Source organism: Roseovarius sp. SK2 (assembly GCF_028807495.1).
Lineage (GTDB): Bacteria > Pseudomonadota > Alphaproteobacteria > Rhodobacterales > Rhodobacteraceae > Roseovarius > Roseovarius confluentis.
In genome coordinates this window covers 19,985-32,083 of the sequence record NZ_JARAMK010000002.1, presented here as the reverse complement: position 1 = coordinate 32,083, position 12,099 = coordinate 19,985, and the positions used below count along the sequence as shown (strand labels likewise).

9 protein-coding genes are annotated in these 12,099 nt (G+C 63.4%); 3 read left to right on the top strand and 6 right to left on the bottom strand.

The window, feature by feature from the left end; all coding sequences use genetic code 11:
* Positions 1–56: 56 nt before the first annotated feature.
* The 4 genes from pyc to PVV74_RS04390 form a co-directional block, all read right to left on the bottom strand.
* Complete coding sequence (pyc, locus tag PVV74_RS04405; RefSeq protein WP_274592386.1) at positions 57–3,500, bottom strand: pyruvate carboxylase; 3,444 nt, start codon at positions 3,498–3,500, stop codon at positions 57–59.
* Between the two features lie 201 nt (positions 3,501–3,701).
* Positions 3,702–4,712 (bottom strand): DMP19 family protein, encoded by a 1,011-nt coding sequence (locus PVV74_RS04400; RefSeq protein WP_274592385.1) that lies wholly within the window; start codon positions 4,710–4,712, stop codon positions 3,702–3,704.
* Between the two features lie 43 nt (positions 4,713–4,755).
* Positions 4,756–5,901, bottom strand: a complete 1,146-nt coding sequence (locus PVV74_RS04395; RefSeq protein WP_274592384.1) for an alpha-hydroxy acid oxidase — start codon at positions 5,899–5,901, stop codon at positions 4,756–4,758.
* A 349-nt stretch (positions 5,902–6,250) separates the two neighbouring features.
* A complete protein-coding gene (locus PVV74_RS04390) occupies positions 6,251–6,811 on the bottom strand; it encodes a hypothetical protein (RefSeq protein WP_274592383.1) in 561 nt (186 codons plus the stop codon).
* Positions 6,812–7,119: 308 nt separating this feature from the next.
* Here PVV74_RS04390 and PVV74_RS04385 point away from each other — a divergent pair, with 308 nt between their 5' ends.
* Positions 7,120–7,578, top strand: coding sequence for a hypothetical protein (locus PVV74_RS04385; RefSeq protein WP_274592382.1), 459 nt, complete (start codon positions 7,120–7,122; stop codon positions 7,576–7,578).
* Positions 7,579–7,722: 144 nt separating this feature from the next.
* On the top strand, positions 7,723–10,068 hold the full coding sequence (locus tag PVV74_RS04380) for an ATP-dependent helicase (protein ID WP_274592381.1): 2,346 nt from the start codon (positions 7,723–7,725) through the stop codon (positions 10,066–10,068).
* A gap of 187 nt (positions 10,069–10,255) precedes the next feature.
* Here the strand turns inward: PVV74_RS04380 and PVV74_RS04375 are convergent, their stop codons facing one another.
* Complete coding sequence (locus PVV74_RS04375; protein ID WP_274592380.1) at positions 10,256–10,684, bottom strand: MarR family winged helix-turn-helix transcriptional regulator; 429 nt, start codon at positions 10,682–10,684, stop codon at positions 10,256–10,258.
* Between the two features lie 105 nt (positions 10,685–10,789).
* Between PVV74_RS04375 and PVV74_RS04370 the strand changes: the two genes are divergently transcribed.
* Complete coding sequence (locus tag PVV74_RS04370; protein WP_274592379.1) at positions 10,790–11,218, top strand: organic hydroperoxide resistance protein; 429 nt, start codon at positions 10,790–10,792, stop codon at positions 11,216–11,218.
* A 171-nt stretch (positions 11,219–11,389) separates the two neighbouring features.
* On the opposite strand, the gene lipB is transcribed toward PVV74_RS04370, so the two are convergent.
* Positions 11,390–12,094, bottom strand: a complete 705-nt coding sequence (gene lipB, locus PVV74_RS04365) for a lipoyl(octanoyl) transferase LipB (RefSeq protein WP_274592706.1) — start codon at positions 12,092–12,094, stop codon at positions 11,390–11,392.
* Between the last annotated feature and the right edge of the window lie 5 nt (positions 12,095–12,099).

Below are 12,099 nucleotides of genomic sequence, written 5' to 3'. Positions count from 1 at the left end.
GCTGTTGGGCGGGGCAGGGCGGGTCGCGGCGCGCTGCGCGACCCGCCCCTTGTTGATCATTCCAGTTCGACCAGCAGGTCCTTGGCGTCGATCTGGGCGCCGGGCTGGACATGCACGGCCTTCACGGTCGCGTCGCGTTCGGCGTGCAGGCCGGTTTCCATCTTCATCGCCTCGATGGTCAAGAGCAGGTCGCCGGTCTTGACCTGCTGGCCCGCGCTGACCGCCACGGTGGCCACGGCGCCCGGCATCGGAGCGCCGATATGGTCGGCATTTCCGGCCTCGGCCTTGGGCCGGGCCTGCACGGTTTCCTTGACGCGGCGGTCCGGCACGCGGATCGTCCGGGGCTGGCCATTCAGTTCGAAGAACACCCGCGCCTCGCCGTCCTCGTGGGTTTCGCCCACGGCCACCAGACGGATTTCCAAGGTCTTGCCGGGGTCGATCTCGGCCGAGATTTCCTCGGCCGGTTCCATGCCATAGAAGAAGGTCCGGGTGGGCAGGGTGCGGACGGGACCGTAGACTTGGTGGCGCTCCATGTAGGCATCAAAGACCTTGGGATACATCATCGCGCCCATCAGGTCCTCGTTGTCGATCTCCTCGTCCTCGAACTTGTCCTGCAGTTCCTTGTGCCGCGCCTCGAGGTCCTCGGGCTCCAGCAGGGTGCCGGGGCGGACGGTGATGGGTTTTTCGTCCTTCAGCACCTTGCGCACGATGTCGTCGGGGAAACCACCGGGGGCCTGGCCCACGTAGCCTTTCATCAGCGTGACCACGCTTTCGGGAAAGCTGACCTCGGTTTTGGGGTCGAGCACGTCTTCGCAGGTCAGGCCCTGGCTGACCATCATCAGGGCCAAGTCGCCGACGGTCTTGGCGATGGGGGTCACCTTGATCACGTCGCCGAACATCTGGTTCACGTCGGCATAGGTGCGGGCGATCTCGGGCCACTTGGCCTCGAGCCCCAGAGACCTGGCCTGGGCGCGCAGGTTGGTGAATTGGCCGCCGGGCATTTCGTGCAGGTAGACCTCGGAGGTGGGCGACTGCATGGCGCTCTCGAAGGCGGCGTAATGCTCGCGCACGTTTTCCCAGTAGATCGAGATCTTTCGGATCGCGTCGATATCGAGCCCGGTGTCGCGGTCGGTGTGGCGCAGAGCCTCGACAACGGACCCCATGGTGGCCTGTGATGTGTTGCCGGACAGAGCATCGATGGCGCAGTCTACGGCATCGACGCCCGCATCCGCGGCGGCGAGGATGGTGGCCGAGGCCACGCCGGCGGTGTCGTGGGTGTGGAAGTGGATGGGCAGGCCGATCTCTTCCTTCAGGGCCTTGAAGAGCACCGTGGCGGAGGCCGGTTTCAAAAGGCCGCCCATGTCCTTGATGCACAGGATGTGGGTGCCGGCCTCTTTCAACTCCTTGGCCATGTTGAGGTAGTACTTGAGGTCGTACTTGGCGCGGTTCGGATCGAGGATATCGCCCGTGTAGCAGATTGCCGCTTCCAGAACCTTGTCGGCGTCGCGCACCGCATCCATCGACACCCGCATGTTCTCGGTCCAGTTCAGCGGGTCGAAGACGCGGAAGATGTCGACGCCACTGTCGGCGGCCTGTTTGACGAAGGCCTGCACCACGTTGTCGGGGTAGTTGGTATAGCCCACCCCGTTGGAGCCGCGCAGCAGCATCTGGGTCAGAAGGTTGGGCATGCGTTCGCGCAGGTCGCGCAGGCGCTGCCACGGACATTCGTCGAGGAAGCGGTAGGCCACGTCGAAGGTCGCGCCGCCCCAGCATTCGACCGAGAAAAGCTGTGGCAGGTCATGGGCGTAGTTCTCGGCGATGCCGATCATGTCGATCGACCGCATCCGCGTCGCCAGCAGGGATTGGTGGCTGTCGCGCATTGTGGTGTCGGTCATCAACACCCGTTTCTGGGCTGCCATCCAGTCGGCCACCGCCTGAGGGCCGTCGCGGTCGAGGATCTGCTTGGCGCCATCCTGGATCGTCTCGTTCTTCGGCTTCGGCGCGCGGGGCAGGGCGAGATCTTCGCGCGGTTTCACGCGGCCCTGCACCTCGGGGTGGCCGTTTACCGTGATGTCGGCGATGTAGGTCAGCACCTTGGTGCCGCGGTCGCGGCGGGCGGCGAAATCGAACAGCTCGGGCGTCGTGTCGATGAACTTCGTCGTGTATTCGTTGCTGAGGAAAGTGGGGTGTTTCAGCAGGTTCTCGACGAAGGCGATATTGGTGGACACGCCGCGAATGCGGAACTCGCGCAGGGCACGGTCCATCCGGGCGATGGCGCCTTCGGGTGTTTGCGCATGGGCGGTGATCTTGACCAGTAGGCTGTCGTAGTACCGCGTGATGACCCCGCCGGAATAGGCCGTGCCGCCGTCGAGACGGATGCCCATGCCGGTGGCTTCACGGAAGGCGGTGATGCGGCCGTAGTCGGGAATGAAGTTGTTCTGGGGGTCCTCGGTGGTGATCCGCGTCTGGATCGCGTGACCGTTGAGGGTGATCTGGTCCTGCGATTTCTTGCGCGTGGCTTCCTCGAGCGTCTTGCCCTCGGCGATCTTGATCTGGGCCTGCACGATATCGATGCCGGTCACTTCCTCGGTGACCGTGTGCTCGACTTGAACCCGGGGGTTCACCTCGATGAAGTAGAACTCGCCGGTGTCCATATCCATCAGGAACTCGACCGTGCCGGCGCACTCGTAATTCACGTGCTTGCAGATCTTGTAACCGAGCTCGCAGATTTCCTCGCGCTGCGCGTCAGTCAGATAAGGAGCGGGGGCGCGTTCGACGACCTTCTGGTTGCGGCGCTGGACCGAGCAGTCGCGCTCATAGAGGTGGTACATGTTGCCATGCTTGTCGCCGAGGATCTGGACCTCGACGTGCCGGGCGCGGATGATCATTTTCTCAAGGTAGCCTTCACCGTTACCGAAGGCGGCTTCGGCCTCGCGCCGCCCTTCGCGGACCTTTTCCTCAAGCTCTTTCTCGGATTCGATGGGGCGCATGCCGCGCCCGCCGCCGCCCCAGGAGGCTTTGAGCATCATCGGATAGCCGATCTCGGAGGCTTCCTTGCGGATCTTGTCCATGTCCTCGCCCAGCACCTCGGTGGCGGGGATGACGGGCACGCCGGCCTCGATGGCGACGCGGCGAGCGCTGGCCTTGTCGCCTAGGGCGCGCATGGTTTCGGCCTTGGGGCCGACGAAGGTGATGCCGTTCGCCTCGCACGCATCAACCAGCGCGGGGTTCTCGGACAGCAGGCCATAGCCCGGGTGGATCGCGTCGGCGCCGGATTTCTTGGCGACGCGGATGATCTCGTCGATGCTGAGATAGGCTTGAACCGGCCCCAGCCCCTCGCCGATGCGATAGGCCTCGTCGGCCTTGAAGCGGTGCAGGCCCAGCTTGTCTTCCTCGGCATAGACAGCGACGGTGCGTTTGCCCATCTCGTTGGCGGCGCGCATGATGCGGATGGCGATCTCGCCCCGGTTGGCAATCAGTATTTTCTTGAACTCGGCCATGGCCTGTCCTCCCGTCGTGTCGTTCGCTGCGGTCGCGCAGCATTGTTTGCGCCGCAGTGCAGCGTCGCGCCTGTTTTTAGGTTTTGCAAGAGGATAGCGCAATCCGCCACAGTAGGTACATCTACCGGCGGGCGATTTTCTTGGCCAGGCGGGTAGGATTGCTACCCGTTCGGACAGCACAGTTCCAGGTGCCCTTCAAACCTATCGCGGCCAGTACCCTTCGCTTTGCGCAAGGTCTTGAAGCGCATCGTAAATGGCGCCGTCATCGACGATCCAGGTGGCGTCGTACAGCGCGTTGTTCTGCGCTTGGCCAAAGTCTCGCATGATTGCGCGCCGGTCATCGGTACTGCGCGGGTATGGCGCCGGGAAAACCGCCAGCGCCTTTTCCGCGGCCTGCGCATGTTCGGGCAGGCCGAGACGGCTCAGGGCAGCAATCATGTCGGGTGCGAGGGCGCCGGTGGAGTTGAAGATATACTGGTGGAAGCCGCCATTCATGCTTTCGAGCATGAGCATGTGGATCACGTAGAAATCGGCGATCGTAGGGGGCACCCGCGTCAACGCATCAGGGTCTGGGTCGAATGCGTGTCCGACAGGAACGCAGGCTGCCAGTTCGTCGAGCATGAAGTACAATTTTCTGTCGTCGGGAGCGTTGCTGCGCCGCGCCATGTAATCGTCGAACGACGGGTCATCGGACAGAAGCACGGCGGCTTTCTGCAACAGACCTGGTCGGGCGCTTTTGAATCTGTGAGACTGCTCGCGCAGAGCCTTGTCCAGCAGGGCATCGCGGATTTGTCCGCGCCCGTCGCTCCACTGCTCATAGCGGTTCCGCGCGGTCGTGTCCCAGACAGGGAAGGCGTCGCGGGTGGCGCGCAAAGCCGCGGCGTGATCGTGCAGATCGTGTCGGTCGAGCGTTTCCAGAAACACGTCGAACAACCCGGCGTGGTCTGTCGTAGTCAATGTCAGCATTGGCACCGTCGCTGTGGTCGACCAGTCGAGACGTGCAAGGATCAGCGCGTCACGTTCGGCCTGCGACTTGCCCGCCAGATTGCCCAGAACGTTGCGGCGGGTCTGGGCGAGATGGGCCTCGGATCCGAACTCGGCATCGCTCGTGTCATTAAAATCGTACTGGAGTGCGATAGCCGCGCTTTGCAGCACGTCGTCGAGCGGGTAGACCAGCGAGTGAGGAGCGGGACAGGTGTGTTCCTGGGCCATGCCGAGTGCGGGTATTGATAGAAAAGCTATGAATACGAGAGGCTTATGCATCATCGTCAGGCAGCAGGCGGGTCGGGGCATCCTGTGGATGGACGAGGCCAAGCTGCCCCATGTTGGCTTCGAGATCGGACTTGAGGATGTGCACGAGATGGGCCGGGCCGTCGCGCCCTAGCGCCGCGAGGGCGTAGTGCCATGCCCGTCCCATCATGACGAAATTTGCGCCGAGCGCCAGAGCGCGCAGGATATCCAGACCGCCCTCGACACCGCCGTCGAGGATGATCGGCAGGTCGGTGGCGGCGCGGATGCGGGGCAGGGTCTCGATCGTCGCCGGGGCGGCGTCGAACTGGCGGCCTGCGTGGTTGGAGATCCAGATGGCGTCGACGCCTTCGGATTGCAGCCGTGGCACATCGCGGTGGTCCTGCACGCCCTTTATGATCAGCGGGCCGTCCCAGTGCTCGCGCAGCCAGGCGAGATAGCTCCAATCGGGTGAGGTGCGCAGCAGGTAGCCGGCATGTTTGTTGGATGGCAAGCCCTTGGTTTTGGGCGCATAATCGTCGATGAAGCGCATCCGGGGCATGCCGCGTCCGGCCATCCCCATGGCCCAGGCGGGGCAGGTCGCGATCTGGGCCAGGATGCGGGGTGTGATCCGGGGCGGCTGGGTCAGGCCGGAGCGGACCTGACGCTCGCGGCGCGAGCCGACGGGCACGTCGACCGTCATGACGAGGGTGGAAAACCCTGCCTTTTTAATGCGTTGGATCATATCAATGCGAATGTCCGGATCCCGCGGGGGATAAAGCTGGAACCACGCGTTTTCGCCGATCGAAGAGCTCAGATCCTCGGGCTTCTGGCTGGCCACGGTGGAGAGCGTGTAGGGAAGGCCAGCACGGGCGGCGGCGCGGGCGAGGAGTTGTTCAGCGCCGGGCCAGATCATGCCGGACATGCCCAAGGGCGCAATCCCGACAGGCAGGCTAAACTTCTGACCCAGAAAGGAAGTTTCGAGGTCTGGCGTGATCTCTCCATGCAGGATCGATGGCATGAGGCGCACCGCGTCGAACTGCGTTTTGTTGCGTCGCGTCGTGGCTTCGGAGCCGGTGCCGCTGTCGAGGTATTCCCACACGAAATGCGGCAGTCGGCGGCGGGCGCGGGTACGCAGATCGGAGATGGCTGGGAAGCGGGCATCGAGCGACATGGCAAAGCGATAGCAAGCCGCGATGCGGCCGGGAAGCGAAATCTGCGGCGAGGATGGTTAACGGTGCCATTCACTGCACGAAACCGCGTCGGTATCACGTCGGTATCCGGGTGGTATGACAACGGTGGAAATTTTCGCGTGTCGCGAGGTTCATGCGCCGTACGGTGTGCAACAGTCGGGATGCTGCAAAAGTGGGAAAATAATCAACGTGCGGGCGTCGCGTTGACTGTGACGGCGCTCGGCAGGGCGAGGTTCCGGAACAGGTCCGGAACTCGACGAACATGAAAACCCGCCGCCGTCCCGGGGGGAGGCGGCGGCGTTTCCAAGCCTAGCTGTGATTGCGTAGACCTTACGAGTTGCGCGCTTCCTCGACAGCTTCCATGCAGGCCTGCTCGTCACCGGCTTCGAGCGCGGCTTTCGCGGTTGCAATGGCATCCTTGGCCTCTTGCGACATCTCGGTGTCCGAGCCGCTCGTGGCGCTTTCGTCGCTCATGCCGTCCTGCTGATCGGCGGCGTCCTGTCCAGAGGTGGCGACGGAGGATGTATCGGCGTCGAGCGGTGCGGTATCGCCGTCCTTGACGATCTCGCCGTCGGCTTCCGCGGTGTCGCCCGAGGCATTGTCGTCGGAATTCATGTCCGAGGCGTTTGCCGAGAGGTCCGTGTCGGAACCGGTGTCGGACATTTCCATGTCCGAACTGCTGTCGGTGCCTTCCATGCTGTCCGAAGCATCGGCGCTTTCTTCCGAACCTTCGAGCGGGGCGAGGCTGCCGTCCTTGGAGATGCCATTTTCGGATGCCATCCCAGACTCGCCGGTCAGTTGTGCCAGTTCTTCCTGGCAGTCTGCCAGGGCGGGGCCGGAAAGTCCGGCAATGGTGCAAATTGCGAGCACGCTTGTCATCTTGCGGTTCATGGGGTGTCCTCCTCTTTCTCCATTGCCTTTCCAACGGGGGACGCCGTCGGTTCGTTCCAACCGGCGCCGTACGGAAAGCGGGATTGCGCCGATCCGATCTGGGTAAGCGGTTCGCGCCATGGGTGAAAATTCGTACGAATTTTCGTGGGGGATATTCTTTGTGCGAAGGAAATGGGACGGTCGCGGGCGTTAATCTTTATTGAGAAATGTTGTTGCGGGAGCGCCCGGTCGGTGTGACTGAAATCGTGGTGTATGGTTTCACGGTCGCCGTGTTAACCTTTTGTTAACGATTTTCGAGCGCGAGGAGAATGGGTGAGGTCGAACTGGCGGCGTTGTTGTGTGCGTTTCTGGCCGGAAGTGCCGAGGAGCAGAGGCATTATTTCGATGTCGCGGGGATGAAGCGATACGTGCGTGTGGATTGCGAGACCGCGGATCATGTGATCGAGCTGGGCTTGGATGGCAGCCCCAGCGCGCGGGATTCCGTGCACCAGGCGCTGTTCGCGCAGCATCTGACGGGCAAGCAGCCTGTGGTGATCCTGATCGACCGGGACGGCTATGAAGGCCGGTTCGAGCACGAGATGCGCCACGTGGCCAAGGCGGCGGGCGTGCTGTACCTGCGCTGTTCGGAAGGGGCGATCCAGCGTTGGGCAGCTACGTCCGGAATGCGGCAGGGGGTAGCCGGGATGGATGACCTGCCGGGGCCGGGCGCCGTTGCGGCCAGTTGCGATTTGCAGGCGTTGCGGCGGGAGAGCGGCGCAGGCTCGTAGGCGGAGCGCGTGGGTTTTCGTCCACCAAAGGTGGGTTTTCACCCACCCTACGCGGCGTTAGGCGGTGTGAATAAGTGTTAACAGGTTGGAACACAGTGTGAACATTGGCTTTTCCTCGGGTAGCGGCTTCGCTATTGTTTCGCCATGAGCAGTTTCGACGAATCCGATGCCTTCGAGCGTGCCTCGCTGGCCACCCGCGCGATGGCGGCCCGTCCGGCGCCGTACCTCGACGATCTGAACCCCGAGCAGCGCAAGGCGGTGGAGGCGCTGGAGGGGCCGGTCCTGATGCTGGCGGGCGCGGGCACGGGCAAGACCAAGGCGCTGACCACGCGCATGGTGCATCTTTTGAACACGAATACCGCTAGGCCGAACGAGATTCTGGCCGTGACCTTTACCAACAAGGCGGCGCGCGAAATGAAGATGCGCGTGGGCCGGATGATGGGCGAGGCGGTCGAGGGGATGCCGTGGCTGGGCACGTTCCATTCGATCTGCGTGAAGCTCTTGCGCCGGCATGCGGAACTGGTGGAACTGAAATCGAACTTCACCATTCTGGACACCGACGACCAGCTGCGGCTGCTGAAGCAGCTGGTGGCGGCGGCGAATATCGATGACAAGCGCTGGCCTGCGCGGATGCTGGCGGGGATCATCGACCAGTGGAAGAACCGGGCGTGGACGCCCGAGCAGGTTCCGGCCGCCGAGGCGAGCGCCTATGACGGCAAGGGGGTGGCGCTGTACAAGCAGTACCAGACCCGGCTGCGCGAATTGAACGCGGTGGATTTCGGCGACCTGCTGTTGCACATGGTCACGATCTTTCAGACCCATGACGACGTGCTGGAGCAGTACCGGCGCTGGTTCCGATATATCCTGGTGGACGAGTATCAGGATACCAACGTGGCGCAGTATTTGTGGCTGCGGCTGCTGGCGGGCGGGCACAAGAACATCTGCTGCGTGGGCGATGACGACCAGTCGATCTATGGCTGGCGGGGCGCAGAGGTGGGCAACATCCTGCGGTTCGAGACGGATTTTCCGGGCGCGACGGTGGTGCGGCTGGAGCAGAATTACCGCTCGACGCCGCATATTCTGGCCGCCGCAGGGGGAGTCATTTCCGGCAACAAGGACCGGCTGGGCAAGGAGTTGTGGACGCAAGCCGAGGAAGGCGAGAAGGTGCGCCTGATCGGTCATTGGGACGGCGACGAGGAGGCGCGCTGGGTCGGGGAAGAGATCGAGGCGATGCAGCGGGGCACGCGGGGCATGGCGCCGATGAGCCTCGATCACATGGCGATCCTCGTGCGGGCGTCGCACCAGATGCGGGCCTTCGAAGATCGGTTTCTGACGATCGGAATGCCGTACCGGGTGATCGGCGGGCCGCGATTCTACGAGCGGATGGAAATCCGCGATGCGATGGCCTATTTCCGGCTGGTGGTCAGCCCCGCCGACGATCTGGCCTTCGAGCGGGTGGTGAACACGCCGAAGCGGGGTTTGGGCGACAAGGCGCAGCAGAAGATCCAGGTGACGGCGCGGGCGAACGGCGTGTCGTTGGTGGAAGGGGCTGCGATCCTCTTGGAAGAGAAGGGGCTGACCGGCAAGGGCGCGGCAGAGCTGGGAAAGCTGCTTGACGGTCTGCGGCGCTGGGGACGGCTGGTGGGCGACAAGGATGTCAGCCATGTCGAACTGGCCGAGATGGTGCTCGATGAGTCCGGCTACACCGAGATGTGGCAGATGGACAAGACGCCCGAGGCGCCGGGGCGGTTGGAAAACCTCAAGGAACTGGTGAAGGCTTTGGAAGGTTTCGAGAACCTGCAGGGGTTCCTGGAGCATGTCAGCCTGATCATGGACAACGAGAGCGAGGAACAAGGCGAGAAGGTCAGCATCATGACCTTGCACGCCGCCAAGGGGCTGGAGTTTCCGGCCGTGTTCCTGCCGGGCTGGGAGGATGGGTTGTTCCCCAGCCAGCGGAGCATGGATGAAAGCGGGCTGAAGGGCCTGGAGGAGGAGCGCCGGCTGGCCTATGTGGGGATCACGCGGGCCGAGGAGGTGTGCACGATTTCCTTTGCGGGGAACCGGCGGGTTTACGGGCAATGGCAGAGCCAGATGCCCAGCCGGTTCATCGACGAGCTGCCGGAGGACCATGTGGAGGTGCTGACGCCGCCGGGGCTGTATGGCGGGGGCTATGGGGCTGCGGGCGGAGGCCTGGGGTCGATCGAGTCTCGGATGGCGGAGGCCAATGTCTATAACTCGCCCGGCTGGAAGCGGATGCAGGCGCGCAGCCAGCAGCGGCCGATGAGCCAGCCGCAGGAAGCGCGGGACATGGTGATCGATGCTCAGGCCGTGAGCGCGCACGAGATGGGCGAGCGGGTGTTTCACCAGAAGTTCGGCTATGGCGCGATCATCGGGATCGAGGGCGACAAGCTGGAGATCGATTTCGAGAAGGCCGGGGTCAAGAAGGTGGTGGCGCGGTTCGTGACAGGAACGGATGATATTCCGTTCTGACGGGGTGGGATTGCAGGGGTTCCGGTGACTTAAAGGAGCGCGTTTCACTCGCGCAGGATGTCTCGACACCGCCATGTGCGTCGTCTCGGGGCCGTTGGGATGTGACGCGTCGTGCTGGGCGTGGCGTGCGTGGCAGGCCTATTTTTGTCCAGAGGAAGGGAGGGCGCGCCGGGATGTGTGCGGGGCGTCAGGCGGGGTCGAGCCGGTCGCGCAGGGCGAGAATCTCGTCGCGCAGGCGGGTAAGGTCATCCATGTCCATTCCGGTTTCGCGGGCGATGCAGTCCGGGATATGGGCGGCATCGGCCTGAAGCGCGCGGCCTGGTTCGGTGAGATGCACACGAACCTGGCGTTCGTCGGCCGTATCGCGTTCGCGGCGCAAAAGGCCGCGGGTTTCCAGGCGCTTGATCAGCGGGGTGAGCGTGTTGGATTCAAGCTGCAACTCGCGGCCCAGGGCGCCAACGGTGCGGGAGTCCTCGGTCCAGAGCGCACTGAGCAGGAGGTATTGCGGGTAGGTCAGGCCAAGCGGGGCAAGGAGCGGCTTGTAGGTCTGCTGCATCCGGTGCGCGGTGGAATAGAGCGCGAAGCACAGCATGTCGGGTGGGGGAAGGGTGCTCATTGCGCCAAGCTATGTCGTGCGCGATTTGATCGCAAGCATTGACAGGTGCAGATATCGACATATGTATCGTGTACGATTTAATCTTGAGAGATTAAAGGAGTCCTCATGTCGACCGATATCAAGTACTGGACCGAGGCCCATGCCACCGGGGGTGGCCGCGAAGGGGTGGCGCGTCTGAAAGACGGCATGCTGACCTTCACGATGGACACGCCGGAGGCGCTGGGCGGTGCGGGCAAGGGGCACAACCCCGAAGAGTTGTTCGCGACGGGCTATGCCGCCTGTTACCTGGGCGCAATGCGCTTTGCCGCGCAGAGCGAGAAGCTGGGCGAGGTGCCGAAGGATGCATCCGTGGATGCCAAGGTGGGGATCGGACCGCGTGACGATGGCGGGTTCGGGCTGAAGGTCGAGCTGACAGTGAAGATGCCGGGCGTCGATGAGGACACCGCGAAGAAGATCATGGAGCGCGGGCATTTCATCTGTCCGTATTCCAACGCGACGCAGGGCAATATCGAGGTGAAAACCGAGCTGGCCTGACGGCCGGCGATACTGTCCGCGTAGGGCCCGGGCGAAGCAAGACCGTGAATCGCGCTTTGTCCGGGTCTTTTCGTGTGTGGGTCAGAGCGTTTCCGGGAAGACCTGCATCGTTTTTCGCTGCCTCTTCGAACGCCAAAAGCGATGCATGTTTCGGATTGACCCGGAAACGCTTTAGCCGAAGACTTGGGAAAAAGTCTTTTGCAGGGCTACGTCCACGTCGCCCATGGTGACCGGCAGGCCGAGATCGACGAGCGACGTGACGCCGTGGTCCGTGATGCCGCAGGGGACGATGCCGGTGAAATGGCTCAAGTCGGGTTCGACGTTGATCGAGATGCCGTGAAAGCTGACCCATTTGCGCAGGCGGATGCCGATGGCGGCGATCTTGTCCTCGGGCTTTTGCCCCGTGGCGGTGAGGGGCTTGTCGTCGCGCACGACCCAGACGCCGACGCGGCCCTCGCGGATTTCGCCGGTGACGTTGAACTGGTCGAGCGTGGCGATGACCCAGGTCTCCAGCTGCTGGACGAAGGCGCGCACGTCGCGGCCGCGCTGGCCCACATTCAGCATGACATAGACGACGCGCTGGCCGGGACCGTGATAGGTGTACTGCCCGCCGCGTTTCGTGGGGTAGACCGGGAAGCGGTCCGGATCGGTGAGGTCGGCGGGCTTGGCGGAGGTTCCGGCGGTGTACATCGGCGGATGCTCCAGCAGCCAGATCGCCTCGTTGGCGTCGCCCCGCGCGATGGCCTCGGCGCGGGCCTCCATCTCGGTGCAGGCGGTCTCGTAGTCGACGAGGCCGGGGGAGGTGATCCAGTCTACCATCGGCGTGCTTTGGCAGGTGGCGCGGATTTTGTCAAAGCCGTGGTTTTTGGCCTTCACAAGCC